The 16,921-nt window shown below is 52.3% G+C and carries 16 protein-coding genes; 3 read left to right on the top strand and 13 right to left on the bottom strand.

Features of this window, described 5'->3' with window-relative positions:
- Positions 1–5: 5 nt before the first annotated feature.
- From MHI42_RS13875 to MHI42_RS13885, 3 genes are all read right to left on the bottom strand, one after another.
- Positions 6–785, bottom strand: a complete 780-nt coding sequence (locus MHI42_RS13875) for an SAF domain-containing protein (RefSeq protein ID WP_342424167.1) — start codon at positions 783–785, stop codon at positions 6–8.
- A 278-nt stretch (positions 786–1,063) separates the two neighbouring features.
- Positions 1,064–1,960 (bottom strand): formyltetrahydrofolate deformylase, encoded by an 897-nt coding sequence (gene purU / locus MHI42_RS13880; protein WP_042134331.1) that lies wholly within the window; start codon positions 1,958–1,960, stop codon positions 1,064–1,066.
- 46 nt (positions 1,961–2,006) lie between these two features.
- The gene (locus MHI42_RS13885; protein WP_342424168.1) at positions 2,007–3,134 is read right to left on the bottom strand and encodes a deoxyribonuclease IV; all 1,128 of its coding nucleotides are present in this window, start codon (positions 3,132–3,134) and stop codon (positions 2,007–2,009) included.
- A gap of 171 nt (positions 3,135–3,305) precedes the next feature.
- Between MHI42_RS13885 and MHI42_RS13890 the strand changes: the two genes are divergently transcribed.
- Together MHI42_RS13890 and MHI42_RS13895 are read left to right on the top strand one after the other, a co-directional pair.
- Positions 3,306–3,770: a DUF2621 domain-containing protein gene (locus MHI42_RS13890; RefSeq protein ID WP_342424742.1), complete on the top strand. Its 465-nt coding sequence runs from the start codon at positions 3,306–3,308 to the stop codon at positions 3,768–3,770.
- Between the two features lie 50 nt (positions 3,771–3,820).
- Positions 3,821–4,726 carry a TIGR01777 family oxidoreductase gene (locus MHI42_RS13895; protein WP_342424169.1) on the top strand — a complete coding sequence of 302 codons (906 nt, stop codon included), beginning with the start codon at positions 3,821–3,823 and terminating at the stop codon, positions 4,724–4,726.
- On the opposite strand, the gene MHI42_RS13900 is transcribed toward MHI42_RS13895, so the two are convergent.
- The 10 genes from MHI42_RS13900 to MHI42_RS13945 all read right to left on the bottom strand — a co-directional run bounded on the left by MHI42_RS13900 (position 4,717) and on the right by MHI42_RS13945 (position 15,416).
- Positions 4,717–6,423 carry a DUF6382 domain-containing protein gene (locus MHI42_RS13900; protein ID WP_342424170.1) on the bottom strand — a complete coding sequence of 569 codons (1,707 nt, stop codon included), beginning with the start codon at positions 6,421–6,423 and terminating at the stop codon, positions 4,717–4,719. The two genes, MHI42_RS13895 and MHI42_RS13900, sit on opposite strands and share 10 nt — an antisense overlap.
- A gap of 41 nt (positions 6,424–6,464) precedes the next feature.
- A complete protein-coding gene (locus MHI42_RS13905; RefSeq protein ID WP_171717826.1) occupies positions 6,465–6,977 on the bottom strand; it encodes an A24 family peptidase in 513 nt (170 codons plus the stop codon).
- Between the two features lie 27 nt (positions 6,978–7,004).
- Positions 7,005–7,979, bottom strand: a complete 975-nt coding sequence (locus tag MHI42_RS13910; protein WP_342424171.1) for a pilus assembly protein — start codon at positions 7,977–7,979, stop codon at positions 7,005–7,007.
- Positions 7,980–7,994: 15 nt separating this feature from the next.
- Positions 7,995–10,154, bottom strand: coding sequence for a hypothetical protein (locus tag MHI42_RS13915; protein ID WP_342424172.1), 2,160 nt, complete (start codon positions 10,152–10,154; stop codon positions 7,995–7,997).
- A gap of 227 nt (positions 10,155–10,381) precedes the next feature.
- Entirely contained in the window at positions 10,382–11,047 is a 666-nt protein-coding gene (locus tag MHI42_RS13920; RefSeq protein ID WP_342424173.1) for a TadE family protein, read from the bottom strand.
- The gene (locus tag MHI42_RS13925) at positions 11,044–11,232 is read right to left on the bottom strand and encodes a Flp1 family type IVb pilin (protein WP_076242375.1); all 189 of its coding nucleotides are present in this window, start codon (positions 11,230–11,232) and stop codon (positions 11,044–11,046) included. The genes MHI42_RS13920 and MHI42_RS13925 overlap by 4 nt, the downstream gene beginning before the upstream one ends.
- Before the next feature lie 13 nt (positions 11,233–11,245).
- A complete protein-coding gene (locus MHI42_RS13930) occupies positions 11,246–12,118 on the bottom strand; it encodes a type II secretion system F family protein (protein WP_342424174.1) in 873 nt (290 codons plus the stop codon).
- A gap of 18 nt (positions 12,119–12,136) precedes the next feature.
- Positions 12,137–12,928: a type II secretion system F family protein gene (locus MHI42_RS13935; RefSeq protein ID WP_340989414.1), complete on the bottom strand. Its 792-nt coding sequence runs from the start codon at positions 12,926–12,928 to the stop codon at positions 12,137–12,139.
- A gap of 62 nt (positions 12,929–12,990) precedes the next feature.
- Positions 12,991–14,262, bottom strand: a complete 1,272-nt coding sequence (locus MHI42_RS13940) for a CpaF family protein (protein WP_342424175.1) — start codon at positions 14,260–14,262, stop codon at positions 12,991–12,993.
- Entirely contained in the window at positions 14,259–15,416 is a 1,158-nt protein-coding gene (locus MHI42_RS13945) for a hypothetical protein (RefSeq protein WP_342424176.1), read from the bottom strand. The genes MHI42_RS13940 and MHI42_RS13945 overlap by 4 nt, the downstream gene beginning before the upstream one ends.
- 294 nt (positions 15,417–15,710) lie before the next feature.
- Between MHI42_RS13945 and MHI42_RS13950 the strand changes: the two genes are divergently transcribed.
- Complete coding sequence (locus MHI42_RS13950) at positions 15,711–16,901, top strand: copper amine oxidase N-terminal domain-containing protein (protein ID WP_342424177.1); 1,191 nt, start codon at positions 15,711–15,713, stop codon at positions 16,899–16,901.
- The last annotated feature ends 20 nt before the right edge of the window (positions 16,902–16,921 follow it).

Raw genomic sequence — 16,921 nt, forward strand, 5'->3', positions numbered from 1 at the left:
CTCTCCTACTCCACTCTTACGATCCACAGCTTCTTGCCCTGTTCCAGAAACGCCCCCAGCAGCTCCCCGTCGCTCTTCTTCAGCTTCAGCTCCGGCGTAGCTACTTTCCCGGTCGAGGTGAAGCGGTTATTGTTGTTGCCATTCTCCGAATCCAGCACATCATTGTTGTCTTCGGTACGCACATAATTCACGGTTACTCCGCTGAGAAATACTTTGCGGCCGGGAAGCACCGGCTGAATTTCCTCTTCCACCGCAGATGCCGGTCCTGAAACCTTCATTCCTGCGGAAGCTTCTGCTGCCTCGGCTGCCGGGCTATAGCCTGTCCGGTCCTTAACCGGCGAATCCCCTTCTACCAGATAAATATCCACCTTATCTCTGCTGCGGAGAGAACCGTTAATGGCATAGATCGCCTCTTTGGGTATAGGGAATATCCCCTCATCCTGCTGCGGCTCCAGATTGCTCACATCAATCAGTGATTCGGTCAGAATACTGCCATCCGTCAGATTCACATTCGTAATCTTCTGTTCCACCTGATCCAGGCTTCGGATAACACCAGCCGGAATGTCTTTGGTCTGCACGGAATCCAGATAGAGATCTCCGGGCTTCAGCTCATAATTTTTCGGTAAAAAGCCTCCGCCATCCACCTTGATTTTGACGACGGTCTGAGAGAGTATATAGGGTTTGAAATAGAGATCATAGCCAAGCAATCCGCCGAAGCCGGTGGTCAGGATGAGAAAGGCAAAGATGTAATTGCGTTTTAATAAATGTCCGCGTTGCGATGACAAGCCCTTTACCCCCTTGAATGTGAAATCTGCACATAACAAAATACATTTTGGATTAAGATCCAAAATGCCGGTAAAATGCTTTTTTACCTGTAGTGGTGAGAAGTGTATTAGATTATTACTGTGAGGTTGTTGTATAGCTTGAGGCTGCGGGAGAAGCTCCCGGCTGAAGATGTTTCCGGTAAAAATCAGGCCGGAAGGATGTTATGAATATCCGTGTTCCGTGTGATTCCTGACCTTTACCGGAGTGGTTGTAATGGTTAACTGGAATGCTTCGCTGCTTAATTAAAAACTACTGTTTTATTATGATGCACGAGGATTCTGTCCTCAATATGCCATTTCACCGCACGGGCCAGAACTACCCGTTCAATGGTGCGTCCGATGCGCTTAAGCTCGTTCACATCATCACTGTGGCTGACCCGCTGCACGTCCTGCTCGATAATCGGACCGCCGTCCAGCTCTTCAGTCACATAGTGGGCAGTAGCGCCGATAATCTTGACCCCGCGCTGATACGCCTGGGCGTACGGCTTGCCGCCGACGAATGCCGGCAGGAACGAATGGTGGATATTGATAATCCGGTGCCGGTAATGCTCGATGAACGAAGGCGAGATAATCTGCATATACCGGGCCAGAATGATCACATCGATATCATCACCGATCACCTCAAGCTGACGTTTCTCTGCGGCTTCCTTCGTATCCGCTGTAACCGGAATATGATGGAAAGGAATGCCGAAGGATTCAACATAAGCCTGCATGTCCGTATGGTTGCTGACCACAAGTGCAATATCCGCATCCAGATCACCGGCCTGCCACTGCCAGAGCAGCTCCACCAGACAGTGATCCTCTTTGGATACAAAGATCGCCAGCCGCTTCTTGTGGCTTACATTGAAGATCTGCCAGTTCATCTTGAAGCGCTCGGCAACGCCGCCAAAGATCGTCCGCACCTCTTCCAGCCGTTCATCCAGCTTAGGCAGGTCAAACTCCACTCTCATAAAAAACATCCCGCCGTCCGGGTCCATCGTATATTGATCCGACTGCACAATGTTCGCACCATGCTGGTACAAGAAATGCGACACCGCCGCTACGATTCCCGGCCCGTCAGGACAGGAAATGAGCATACGCGCCCGGTCCGGATATTGTCCGCCTGATGAATGATCTCTTTTCACATGTAACTCCATATTTCTCCGTCCATCCTCTCATCTGCTTGCGCAATCTGTTGTTGGATTAAGCGTTCACGAGCAGCTGCTTGCCTGCCAGCCAGGCGATCAGCCGCTGGTTGACAGCTTCCTCACTAAGCTGAGGGAATAATCCGGCGGCAATTACTTGATCATAGAGACGTTCCAGCGGTTCACGGGGATCGGCTTTTTTGGCTTTGGCATCATTCTTCAGCAATTCCCATACATCAAGCACATAGCGGCGGGAGTCCAGCTCCTGTTTGGCAAAAAAAGCATGCAGCTCTTCCAGCTCCTGCAGGAACTCCGCTCCGAAACGTTCAGCCACATTCCCGCGCAGCAGAGCAATTTCCACTTCATACATTGGACGAAGCTTCTTGGCATCCTTGCCAATCCACGGGGTCTCCAGAATGAACGGCAGACCTGCCAGTGCTTCATGATGTACGACATTGTTGATCGTCTCAAAACCAATATAGCCCGAGCCAATCGGAGTATGGCGGTCTTTGCCCGCTCCGCGCGGGTTCTTGCTGTCATTAATGTGGATAACGCCTAGCCGTCCCAGGCCGATAGTGTCGTCAAATTTCTTCAGTACACCATCCAGATCGCCCACGATATCGTATCCGGCATCATGAATGTGACAGGTGTCGAGACAAATGGACAACCGCTCATTATGTTCGACCTTATCGATAATGGAAGCAATCTCCTCGAAGCTGCGTCCGACCTCAGTTCCCTTGCCGGCCATTGTTTCCAGAGCAATATGCACTTCCGTCTCATTCGTACCGCCCAGCACTTCATTTAGTCCGTCAGCAATACGCTGAATGCCGTATTCGGCATCCTTGTCAGTGAATGCACCCGGATGCAGGACGATATGCTTAACACCGAGCGCATGGGTACGGCGGATCTCCTCCTGCAGGAAATCAACTGCCAGCTGGTAGGTGCTTTCCTTGTAGGAGCCCAGGTTAATAATGTATGGGGCATGAACCACAATCTCTTCGACGCCATTCTGCGCCATAGCCAGCTTCCCTTCCTCAGGGAACATCGATTCAATCGGCTTACGGCGCGTATTCTGCGGCGCTCCCGTATATATCATAAACGAGGTGGATCCGTACTCATTTGCTTCATTGGCCGCGCTCAGGAGCCCCTTGTCCGCGCAGGACACATGTGAACCTATTTTCAGCATGCCTATTTCCCTCTTTCCTTCACGAATTAACCCTTATTCTACCGTGATCGGGAAAATAAATCTAGGCAAGCCCCGTAAGCCCGCTTCCGCTTCGCAAAACTTTGGAAATACGCTATACTTTAGATGAGTAAAAGGAAAGTGACAATCATCATTGTCAAAGGCGGTGTATACATGCATTATCATTCACCCTCAAGCTTGTTATCTGCAGCTCCGAGCAACTGGTTTATGAATTCTATCGCATTTTGGACCTTTTTACTGCTGGGCTGTATGTGCATCGGCGGCTATTTTATGTTCCGCAAATTTCTGAAGGTACTGCCCAAGGCTGACGGCAAGTCCAAGCTGGACTGGCAGAATTACTGGGTAGAACGCAGCCGTCCACTATGGAGCGACGAGATGAAGGCTTTTCTGGACCAGCTGGTTCAGCCGGTACCCGGCCCCTTCCGCGACATCGCCAAACATTCCATTGCTGCCGAGATCGGCAGAATTGCTGTGGAGAGCAACGCTCCGGAGGTAACCCGCGAGCACTGCATCAAAGGCTATATTATAGCCACACCACGGCGCGACAACCGCTTTCTGGTTACCTTCCTGGAAAAGAACGGCATCGACTACACACCTTATAAACATTTAGTCAAATAACTGCTAATCAGGTCACGCCATGGTCAGGCGTCCAGAACAGGAGCACCCCTATGAAATATATCATTTGCGGAGGCAGCGGCTTCATCGGCAGCGAACTAACCGAACATTGGCTGCAAAGCGGGCATCAGCTCATCAGTGTCGGCCGCAAGCTTCCGGCGAACCCACGATCTCATCCGGGCCTGAGCTATCTTACCTGGGACAGTCTAAAATCAAATCCAGAAGCTGCCGAAGGCGCAGATGCACTGGTTAATCTTGCAGGAGCTTCCCTTAGCCAGCGCTGGACTCAAAGCGGCAAGCAGGCGATTATGAAATCGCGGCTGGAAACCGTTACCGCAGCAGGGAAGCTGCTGCGGTCGCTGCAGCATAAGCCCCAGGTAGTCGTCCAGTCTTCTGCTGTCGCCATTTACGGGACTTCACGGCAGGATACCTATAATGAATCTTCTCCAACCCGCGTTGTAGACTTCCCTTCAGAAGTCGTCAAGACTTGGGAAGAGGCTGCCGATGAAGCCTATTCCGGCTGCCGGCTGGTCAAACTGCGCACAGGCGTTGTTCTGGGCAATGAGAGCGGTGCTTTTCCCAAAATGAGGTTGCCATATTCCCTTGGCTTCGGCGGCAGAATCGGCAGCGGCAAGCAGTGGCTGTCCTGGATTCACCTGACGGATATCGTCCGGCTAATCGAATTCTGCATTCTTCATCCTGAGATCGAGGGTCCTGTCAATGCCACTGCACCGCAGCCGGTTACGAACGAACAATTCGGAAGCATGATCGGCAAAGTCTATCATCGTCCGCATTGGTTCCCCGTCCCGGCATTTCTGCTGAAGGCTGCTGTAGGAGAACTGTCGGAAATTCTGCTTGAGGGACAGCGTGTACTTCCTTCCAAAGCAGTGAATAACGGCTTCACGTTCACCTATCCAACCCTGCAGCCGGCGCTTGAACAGTTGAAATCTCAAGTGTGAAACGTATAGCAGCCCTTAACAATCGTGAACACCGTTCCTTCGGTCAACGGATACTCTTTATAAGGAACCATAACCTCACCAGCGAGAAGCGTGCCGTTCCTGGAGTCCAGATCCTTCAGGATATACCCGCCGGAGCTTCTGGAAATTTCGGCATGCACCCGCGATGCCCCTTCAGATGTCTCTACATACTGGGCGACCTCTGAAGAGCGGCCAATAATGAAGCTGGGGCGGTTCAGTTCAATTCTCTCAGGAGTTCCGCCGTTATCCGCCTCGCTTCTTTCCAGATAAGGAACTGCCTGCCCGCTTGATGGGGGCCCGTCCCCTTTGACCGGTTCCGGTTCCCGGATAAGCAGCGCTGTGGCAGCTACAGCAGCAGGAGCTTCTTTCACATGAATCCGGCCCTTTGCAATCTCCGGGGCTGTACCCTGTCCTCCTGCCATTGTCCCCCTTGGATAAGAGATTTCAGCAGATACTGCTTGTTCTGAACGCATGTAAGCGGGAGCTGAAGTCCGGAGCGGCGCTACCGGATTTCTGCCAAAATCCCATTCCAGCTCATTCCTCAGCTTCCGGCCTGTACCCTTCCTGTCCTCTATCGCCTCCTCCAAAAATTCTTCCTCTTCCTCAGATCCGCCCCGGGTAATCCTACCGCTCCACACCATCCAGCATACAACTGCCAGCCCCAGAGTTACTGCTGCACAGAGCGCTAGCCAAAGCGTCAAGGGATTATTTAAATAGAGAAACTTCCATAACAACGCATCGCACAGCACTGCACCAAGTACAATATACGTCCGATACGATGATGTTCCGTCCACAGCAGCTTGGAGGGTTTGTTCAGGCATATCAGGCCTCAGCTGTTCTCCGGTTGCTCCCCCATCCTTCCGCTTCAGCCACGGTGCGCCGCCCATCCATGGAGCCTGATCTGGCGCCTGTCCAGGAGCAGGAGGTACTGTGTCTTTATCTCCTTGCTCCCACGCGAAGGCTGCTCTCCCCGGGAAAGCCGTCTTTGGCTCTTCCAGATTACGGAGCGGAGGCTGTTCCATTCTGTCTGCTGACCGAATTGATACTCCTGCCAGCTTCCCCTGAACCAGCCCCATGACTTCAGGAGGAGCCCTGTATTGGTCTGCCCCTGTCAGCAATTCTGCTAATAGTTCCTTAAGCCCTGCTGGGCTGAAAGCCTCCTCCCCGCAGTATTGCAGCAGCCGCTGCATTCCGTCGCCGGACAGCTCATGGATGGCCGCCATAAATACCATGATCAGCGATCTGAGTGACTCCCCCGGACTTACAGCTGATTCTGTATGCTGCAGTGGAAGGTAGGTAAGGAATACTTTTCCACTGTTTAACGGGCCCTCAATGAAGATGTAGTCTTCATGCAACGCGTACTGCTCTGCACGCAGCATATACAGGCGCCCCTCCTCCATTCCTGCAGCGATCTGCAGCAGCAGCCCGAAGAACTCCAGCATGCTCAGCCTCTCACTTTTGAGCAGAGCCCCCAGCATTTTTCGTCTTGATACGGTATATTCCAGTGTCACCTGCAGGTCTATCTCTCTAAGAAGCAGCCGCAGATGATGCGGAATACCGGTGTTCATCAGCATGCGGGCCTGAACCATGTTAAGCTCTCCTGCCGCCAATCCCTCTGGCTTACCGAGCAGCATCGTTATCCCATCCTGCTGCACGAAATCACGTTCCAGTCCAAACAAGCAGCTTCACCTCCTGAGCTGTTATAACTCCAAACCTCAAGTCAGAAATAATAATACGCACAGATAAATCCCGGAAAAACAGCCAGCATAAAAGGAAACCGGAGCAGATCACTCCCCTGTCCTTTTTTGAACATATCCGTATTACGGAGCAGCAGGAATCCCGCTGTTCTGCTTAACATACCGCGTACCCTCCGGCCTGCTTCCCGCCTGAAGAGAATCATGATCCAGCCGACAACGGCTCCCAACAGCACAGAATACACAATTACCTGCAGGGAGAACAATACACCAGTCCAGGCACCAATTCCGGCAAAAAGCTTAACATCTCCTGCCCCCACTGCCCCGATGAAATACATGATCAGCAGCAGCAGAAACCCCGAACCTGCACCGCACAGAGATAAGAGCAGTCCATGCCGGCCGCTCATAATCACCTGCAGGGATATTCCCGCAACAAGTGCAGGCAATGTAATCCAGTTAGGGATCTTCATCCAGCGTATATCGGTGAATAATGCTGCTGTCAGGAACGGCAGGCAGCCCCAAAAAGCCCATTCTGTCATCCGCACTCCCCTTCCTGTAAACTTCAGTTATTTCACAACTGTAAAAGTAGCCTCCAAGGTGGTGCCGTCAGCCAAACAAATGACGAAGGGCCAGGTCCCCGGTGTTGTATTTACGCCTATCTTCCATTCCCATTCGATATATCCGTTCTCATCCGCCTGCTTCCAGCCCAGATATTTGGCCGTGCTCTGACCACTTTTGTAAAAAATGGCCAGGTTCGCCGAAGCGCCCGGAGGCACCTTAACCTTTATCAGGCCCTGATGATTCGCCACGCCCGGATTAGGCTTCTCCAGGACGACAATGGTGCCTGTTTCCTCATCAGGTCCGGCCTCACCGCCATCTCCGGATACATCAGTGTTGCCGATCCATAAGCGTTCGACTGCACTGGCCTCAAGTACAATCTTTTGATTCAGGAACGGGACCTTCATCGGCAAGTCATAGCTGACTACCAGTCCGAAGTAGGGATGCATCCCTTTATTTAGATCAGGGACGGTAACATTGGACACATGAATCCGGCTGTATTCAAGCCAGTCCGAAGACAAATACGGCTTGAGCATAGGCTTAAGTGCTATATCCAGTACGACCTCGGAAGCTCCGGCATGTACCTTCTGGAGCGGCCCTTCTCCCTGCTGGACTGCAGCGCTGACCCAAGATTCCATAGGCTCAGGAAGCTCTTTCACATAATTCTCGCTCCATTCGGCAAGCGACAACCGCGGAATACTCCATACACCCGGGGAGGCAGAGCCAGCGGACGAATCTGTGTTCTCTGCTTCACCTGCATCATCCCATTGCTGTGCGGCCAAAGCCGCAGGATACATATGCGCCGAGACTATTTTAACCGTATCGGAAACCGTGCTCTGCAGCGCCGTGGAATATAGTGTCATTTGCACAATAAAGATCAGGAACAGGACAAATAACAGAAACATGGGTAGAACCAGCGCCGCTTCTACAACCATGCTGCCTTCATCACGCGGGCCCGGCGATTTCCGCAGACAGAGCTTCATTCGGCCAATCCTCCTTCAATAAGAAAAGTCGGCCCCTACTTTCCTGAAATAATTCTTACCCCGGACGTCCCCGGAGAGTCCTGCACTATAATCCACCAGCTTCACTACTCCAGGGAGAAACCACAGCGGCATGCCCATTGTGAGTTCTGCTGAGGCATACGTGAGCTTACCCGCCGGATCAGTGCCGGTATTCAGGCGGATAAGTGCAAGCATCCGGGCCAATTGTTCCTCCCCTCCTCCATGAAGCAGAAGAAACAACCGCAAATGATCACGATAGGTAAGCTTCGCGGTCATATATTTGGATAAGGGAATCTCCCCGTTCCTGCAGAGCAGAAGCATGTCCTGAACAGCCTGTTCAACTCCATACAAAAGTGCAGCAGCCAGGACCGCCAGCGGATTGCCCAGACTGGCTTTCTCTATCATTCCCTCCATAGTCCGTACGGCCAGCCGCAAGGCAAAGATCTCCCCATATGCCGCCGCTACATTTCCGGCAGGATTATAGAATCCATACAGAATATACTCCAGCTCCTGAGCCTGAGGATCAAGTTGTTCCCCGAGCTTTTCTCCCAACCCTTCCGCAGACCCGGAAGCCAGCGGAGTCAGCGCCGATAGATCAAAATGACGGAAATACATTGCTGAATACTCTGTTTGATACAATCTGTCCCTGGCGCCTTCCAGAACACTGCTCATCGCTGAGTACAAGCCGTCCATATTTTTCATTGATGATTTTCCGGCAGTATACTGATCACCGCTATTCACAGTAACTGTTGCTTCCTGCTCTATACCCTCATTGAAAGAGACACTCTCCTCGTAGTATTGACGCAGACTACGGTACCGTTCCACGGCTTCTTCTGCGCTTTCACCCAGACCGCGGATCTCATTAAGCAGTTTCATAGCCTCCCCGAGCTTGGTTTTGGCCTGTTGTTCCGTTTGCCTGCGCCCACTGTCCGAAGTCCGGCGGCCGTCAATCTGCGTGGCCTCAGCTGTAATAATGGATCCATGCTCGCCATAATTCTGTATATAACTATGAATTGTCCCTGAAGCATTCAGAACACCTGTAACCATGCCTGAATACTCTCCAGATGATCCTGATAATGCACTCAATACGGCTGGTAATCCGGATACTGCCGGCTCCAGGTTCATTGCAGCCTGTTCCTGTTCCCCTAAGTTATTGTCCATAGTACTGAACTCGGATGATGGGAGAATAAGGCTTGCTGCTTGTTCCCTCAGCTTCCTGAGCGGCTCTGAATTCATTTCTTCCGCGCTCCCCGGGATGTCCCAGTTCCGCGCAGGATCATTTCCGGCAGTATCTGCGGCAGCCATTGACTGATTGAGCATGCTTTTCATCTGCCGGTTTAAATCCTCAGCCTTCGTAAGTGCTGATCTGGCCTCCTGTAACCGGGAGTTATGGTCTGCCTGAACCTCAGCCAGAACACCAGGTATCCGGCTGATCAAATCAGATACTTGATTTCTATACAGCGATAGAACTCCTGAGTACTTCGGCGGTTTTTTGGTATCCCGGAACAAATCCTCGTAATACTTGGCGAAATAATCGTTATACATCGCCGGGATATCCGCAGCAGAGGCAATGGAGCCCAGCCCAGCAGGATATATATGATTAGCAGGAGGATTCATCAGAAGCTTCTGCAGCTTCACTGTACTGTCAGCAGCCTCTCTTCTCTTCTGCAGCATAAGTTCCAATGCTTCCTCACGCTGAGTATATAGAGGCTGCAGGTCTCCCAGTATCTGTGTTGTCTGTGAAGCCTCCGTCATTGCCGCAGACAGGGGCTTCAGCTTTCCTGCCAGCTCCAGTGCGAAATCAACAGGTGCTTTATACTTCATTTCTTCAATAATCTGCCGCCGGAAGATATCATAGCTGCCAAGCGGCCGGCTCCAGTTCAGCGAAGAGGAATCCAGCTTTACTGGCAGCAGATTAAAAGCATCTGCCCGCCCGCTCTCATACAGATTATCGTTCAGCACCTTGGACAGCAGCTGATTGCCATCGTTACCGCCGAAGGCGAATAGAGCGTACCTGTCCCGTAAAGTAATATCATAAGAGGACATCACGGAGCGGACCGCGGCTCTCGCCAAACGTTCCTCCTGCACATTCACAGCCGCAATCCGCGCGTAATCTATGAGCACAGTGGTGAAAAGAAATACGAAAGCCAGTATCATAATCAGAAAAATGGAGACAGATCCTTCAGTTGTATGCAGATATCTGAATTTACTATCGCTACTTCTGTTGCTACTTCTGTTCCTAGTTCCGCTCCGACTTGCGTAATTCCGGCAGCGGCCCGGGCTAGGATGCTTGCTGAACAACTTGCATTCCTTGGAATGCAGCATCCGTTATCACCTCCCTCCGGCCCCATCCCCTGAACCGATCCCGCTGAGATATTGGCAGCTTAGTGCAGCTTGTCCAGCATGAGGGCAGCGTTCTTCTTCTCCATGCCCGTGTCCTCCTTGCTGCCGGATGAATGATTCTTGAACTTGGACCCGTAGTAACGCATGAGGTCTACGGTTCGAATAAACTCAACAGGCTCAGTAACATAGGAGATGGCAGATACCTCGGGAACCGCCTCATCCGCCAATAATTCATCCAAGACAGGTAAACTCAGCACCTTCTTTAATTCAGCACTGATCTTGCGGCCTGTGAGTCCATAAGTGTAGCTAAGCTCTCCCGTCAGATTCAACTGGACAATCTTCGAAGCTTGCCGCAGCTTCACTACGGGCAATTCGCCCCCACCCTCCGCCTCACCAGGCAGTACAATTGCCGTACTACCATTCTGTGCACCCTTTCCGAACAAGGACCCCAATAATCCATCTTCGCTGATTCTCCAGTACAGCGGATCATAATTGCCAGCTGCGAATTCCCCATCCACCGTCCTGTTGCTATTCTCCCAATTGTAGGCCGCACGCTCGGTTGCAGCTGAGCCAACCTGCAGCAGCATTGACTTCTGATAGCTGTAGAGGGAGAAAAACAGCAGCAGCATTGTGATGCACATAATGATCGGCAGCAGAAGCGAAGCCTCGATTGTGAAGCTTCCCTCCTCCTCCTGCAGAGGAATCACTCAAATACTTCCTGACTCTTATCTCCGGCAGTACTAATCAAATCCTTAACTACCTTTACAATCTCTTCACGGAACACCATCACTACCGCAATCAACACCGCAATAATCAGTATCATCTCGAGCGTGCCCAGTCCATCTTCATCTCTCCAAAAATTCCTCACACCTTCTGCAATCAGCGTCATCATATGCTTCTACCTCCTACATTTTTAACATCATCAGCGCCGGTGTCCCCACCAGCACAATCACAATTAAGAAGATAACCACCATCGGGAAGACCAGCTTTGAGGAAGCCTGTTCCCCGTGGGTCCGGCTGATAGCCTTCCGCTTCTCCCAGAGCATCCGCGACAGATCACGCAACGACAGAACAAAGTCAGCTCCGCCTCTGCGGTAATTTAGCAGTACTGTAGTTGTGAAGATGGAGACTTCCTGCACCGCACAACGCTTGCTGAAGTTCTCAAACGCCTGCTGGAACGAATAGCCGCCTTCCCATTCCGCTGTCATCTTCAGCAGTTCAGCATACAGCGGATGGGCGCTGTCTCCCTGGCGGCTGTTGACACAGCGGAGGATTGCCCGCTGCACCGTCTCGCCTGCACCAACAAGCAAGACTAAACTATTCAGCAGCTCCGGCAGCTCAAGCAGGATAAGTTGCTCCCGCAGCCGCACCTTCTTGTGCAGGTCACTGACCATCGCAACCGGAAGTAGAACTGCCAGGAGGCCCCCAATTGAGATTCCCGCCTGCTCACCCGTAAACAAGGTCAATGCACTGCCTCCTGTGATCAACAGCCAGCTGTAGCTGAACATCTCTCCCATGAATAGCAAAGTTCTTTCTGCGCTATGGCGCATGCCGTAGATCCGCTGCAGCGAGCGTTGAATTTTGAACATTACAGCCGGGATCAGGCTAACGACCTTCCCCTTCTCCACAAGCAGCAGGATTGGCTCGCCCAGCCACCGCAGCCGGAGCCCTGCCATGGGCAGTCCACGCAGCACTGCGTAGCGGCCGCTGCATTTGAAGCGCAGAATCAGCCAGCCGGCGGTGAAGATAAGCATGACTGCAGTACATAACAGTGACATATCAACCCTCCCTCCTCTTCACAATGGAATATCCATGATCTTGGAGGTCCAGAGATAGCAGAGAAATAAGGCAATCAGCGCCAGTGTGGAGACCGCTATTCCAGCACCTGTATACATTGGCTGCATATAGTCTCCCGCTGTCAGGCTCATGAACATCACCATCATCAGCGGAGAGACGAGTAAGGCCTTGGCCTCAAATTTCTTCTGGGCAATACTGACCGCAATATCCTGCTGGATATCCAGCTTTTCTCCAATAATTGTAGAAGTGCGGCGCACGATCTCCACGAGATCCCCGCCCGTCCGCTTGCAGACCATGAATACATCTGCAAAACGTTCCACATCCTCCATGCCTGCCCTTTTGCTGAAATCATACAGCGCTTCTTCCACCGGCTCCCCGTACTCCATACGGGTACAGATAATATTCAGCTCAGCGATCATGTCACCGCTGCCCTCCGGGTCAAGCATCCGTAGATCAAGCACCGCCTCGCGAAAAGCATTCTCCACCGACCGTCCGGCAGATAGCGATGAAGAGAGCGAGAATAGCATCTGCTTGAACTGCAGATTAAGCGCTGAGCGCCGGCGCTGGAGCAGGTATTTGCGCAGCAGACGTGGGCCGGCTGCACTGCCCGGCACAAGCAGCACAGAGAGAAGCAGATGATGATAGAACAGGTAACCAAGGCCAAATAACAGTACACCACCCGTCAGAATGACCAGAATTCGTTGCATGGCGTTCAATTCGTACCGGGTATAATCCGGAAGCACTGCTTGCTCGCCCGCAGCAGATCCGCCAGGCGGCTGAACCGGCTTTATTCCTTTCGCGAATATCCTTCTATCCGCTTTGGGTACACTCTGGCTTCTGTTCTTCAAGGCATTCAGGACACAACCTCCTCTGGCTTCCTTCTGGCTGCGCTGAAGCGCAGCAATGAATAATCACTGATTCCGGCCATTCGCAGTTTGTTTGTATGCAGCAGCGGATTGCCGCAGGCGGCAAGTCCGCCCTGAACCCGGCCATTCCGTTCCCCGGTTTCCCGAAATTCATATAACGGATTCAGCTCAACCTCTCCGCTGCGCAGACCCGCAACTTCACAAATCTCCATGACTCTGCGCGAACGGTCCCGCAGCCGTGAGAGATGTACGAATATATCAATCGCTGAACCGATCTGCTGACGGACTACAGCTACCGGCAGCTCTGCGGCACTGAGGACCATAGTTTCCAGCCGGCTGACCATATCACGCGCACTGTTGGAATGACCTGTTGATAAACATCCGTCATGGCCGGTATTCATCGCCTGCAGCATATCCAGGCACTCTGCTCCACGCACCTCACCGACAACAATACGGTTCGGCCGCATCCGCAGAGAAGTGCGGATCAGATCGCGGATGGTAATCTCGCCCCTTCCTTCCGTGTTGGCATTCCTCGTCTCCAGCGAGACCAGATTCGGAACTGTGACAATCTGGAGCTCCGCAGAATCCTCTACCGTAATCACACGCTCCTGCGGCGGTATGAACTGCGACAGGGCATTCAGAAAGGTAGTCTTACCCGAGCCTGTCCCCCCGCTGATGAAGATGTTGTACTTCGCCGCTACCAGAGTCTGCAGCAGCTCTGCGGCTTCCTGACTGAGCGCTTCACGCTTCACCAGCTCGGCCATGGTCATAGGCGTCTCAGGGAACTTGCGGATGGTCATTGCCGGGCCCCTTAGCGCAGCAGGCGGCAGCACGATATTGACACGCGAACCGTCCTGCAGCCGGGCATCTACAATTGGCGAAGACTCATTCACCACCCGGTTAACGCCTGAGACTACAGTCTGGATAATATCCTCCAGCCGGCTTCTGGATTCAAAAGCCAGCGGCAGTCTGCGGAGCATGCCATCCTCCTCCACAAAGATCTCCTCATGGCTATTGATCATAATCTCGGTAATGGCCGGATTATCTATCAGCGGCTGCAGGATATCCAGCCCCCGGAAGGAGTCAAACAGCTTCTTCACCAGCTCGTGCTTCTCTTTGGCCGTCAAAAATTGCAGATTGTCCCGTCCAAGAATAATCCGTTCAATAAAAGCGGCAAGCTCATGGTTTCCTATGGCCGAAGTAACGTCCAGCCCTGCCCGGATGTCGCTGCGCAGTGCTCTGAACATTTCTTCATTCATGCAGAACTCCCGGTAAATACGCCCGGCAAAGCCGGTTCAATTATGCTTCTGCAGAGCTGCTGTACTCCCGCTATGAATTGGGGTGAGCTCAGGCAGAGCTCTCCGTAATGCTGCATCCCCCAGGAAGGAATATACGGAAGTGTACCCGCCAGCCCGGTTCCGGCATCCGCCGGGTTGTCATTCACCGCTTCCGTGCAGCAGTTCATCACGAATCTGCTCCTGCCTCTCAGCTCCGGAGGCATGCCGGAATGCGGGCTGTCGAAGTAGGTAAGCCAGCGTTCCGTCTTGTGCCGGCTTACCTGCTCGTTCTTCAGTACCCACAGCAGAAGTCCGCATCTGTGCAATACAGCCTGAGCCCGCTCCTCCTCAATGCTTCCGGTATCCGCAATGATCACATCATAGCTTCCGGACGCAGCCAGCCCTTCTAATATCTCCAGCGTATCCTGACGTGACATCTGGAGCATTTCCCTGAAATTCTCCACAGGTCTGAATGCATCACAACGCAGGCTATCATGCCTGAACGCATAATCCTTCCATAAGGGCTTCCCCCTCCCTCCCTTGTTCTCTCCCCCAGCCTTGAGTTCGTAGAGCAGGCGTTCAAAGCCCGGAGCGTTACCGCCCGGCATCCGCAGATATAATCCGCTGCTGTCCACACTCTCCAGGTTGAGGTAGAACACCGAGAGGCCGAGTGCACCAAGCTGCTTCGCCATATTCAGGGTAAGCGTTGTTTTGCCGCTGCTGCCGCTTGCCGAGACAACTCCCAGCAGCAGTGTTTGCTCCTTGGGGGCAGCAGCAGTCCTGACCCGCTTCAGATCACACAGCTGGAGAACGGACTCCAGCAGCGAGGGAAGCGCCTGGTATTTGGCAATCCTCATTCCTCCTGCCACATTACCGGCATTCGGCAGGTCTCCCGCATCACTCAACACTGCCCACGGAACCGTGCTCCTTCCTTCCACCAGCCAGGCTTCAATGAAGGATGGGTCTCCGGCAACTGCATCCGGAATTTCGTCTCCCTTCATAAATTCCATAAAAGTGTCCAGCCTGCTGAACGCTGTGATCCGCAGCATTTCCCCATATTCACTATGGTGCAAATAATGCAGCAGTGGTTCAATGTACTCGCTCTCCCGGACTGCAAGTACAATTCTTGCCGTCATGAAATCACTCTCCTCTCAGAATATTGGCAAAAATGGCAGCAAAAAAAGCACCGCCAATAACCGTGGGATACGGTCATTGAACGGTGCTTCCGTTACTGTTCCTATAATTTACAGCTATAGTAGCATATATATAAGAGCTCAGCAATATCTTTTTTACCAATATCCGAGTGAACCTCCCAGAATCCCCCTACCTTACATGTCCTGCGAGGGATATGTGACCATTCTCCGCGTACCTTTATAATACATACGTACATACATAAGTTAGTCCAGATTATAGAGAGGAGTTTTACAATTATGAAACTAATTCCCGGATTCCTTGCCATTCTTGCCTTATCCGGTGCAGTCAGCTTATCCGCTGCCGCAGCAGAACAACCTATTACTGTCCTGATTGATCAGCAGAAGCTGAACCTGAGCTCCAGCTCGCCGGTCAAAGACAACGATTCTATCCTCGTGCCTATGCGCCCGATCTTCGAGAAGCTGGGCCTGGAGCTAGCCTGGGATGCCAAGACCAGCACCGTCACCGCCAGTAAGGAAGGCCTGAGCATCAAGCTGCAGATCGGCAGCAAAAAAGCCAGCGTGAATGGAACGGTCAAGTCGCTGGTATCCGCTCCCCGGATGATTAATAATGTGACGTATGTCCCGCTGCGCTTCGTCAGTGAAGCTACCGGCAATCAGGTGAGCTGGGACGCCAAAGCCAACACCGTAACGATTACCAGCGCAGTAGACACTACTGCATCCACCAAAGAAATCTCAGCCCTGTTCGATAAGTACGCCGACTATTTGAATAATGAGAATGCCAAAGGTTTCGTGTCGCTTATCGATCCGCAGTCTCCGCTAACCGCGATTGGTCCGCAGCTTGAGGAACAAATGGCGGAGTATGATACCAAGACCACCATCGAGCAGCTGAACATTATTGATGTGCAGAAGAGTGAAGCAACGGTGCAGACGATCGAAACCAGCAAGAAGCTCGGCGGTGCTTTTATGCTGAACAGCAAAGCTGAGTACATCTATTCCCTGACCCGGAGTACCGGCAGCACACAGTGGCAGATCAGCAATCTGCAGATCAAAGCTATAGAGTATTCCCTTCCGGAGGGAACGCTCGAAGCAGCAGTTTCGGTCCCCAAAGCTGAGGAAGATCTGATCAATGCTGTGGTTCAGGCTAATTTTGATTATACGAACAAAGAGAATCTCGACGGCCTGCTCTCGACCATTGACGAGACTTCTCCCGCATATACTCAGACTAAACAGGTGTATGCCCAGATGTTCCAGGTCTATGATCTGGATTCCGCTATCGAGTCTTCCAAGATCATTGATTATACAGCCGATGAAGCCTCCGTATATCTCGTGCAGACGACCAAGAAACTAAGCGGTCCTGCGTTACCGGATAGCCGTTCCACCACTGTGACAACCCTGAAGAAGTCTGCTGACGGCAAATGGAAGCTTTCCCAGAGCTATATGCTTAAGACAGAACCTTTGAAGCCGTAAGGAACCGCTCAGGAAACATT

It is taken from the genome of Paenibacillus sp. FSL E2-0178 (assembly GCF_038593005.1).
Lineage (GTDB): Bacteria > Bacillota > Bacilli > Paenibacillales > Paenibacillaceae > Paenibacillus_AQ > Paenibacillus_AQ phytohabitans.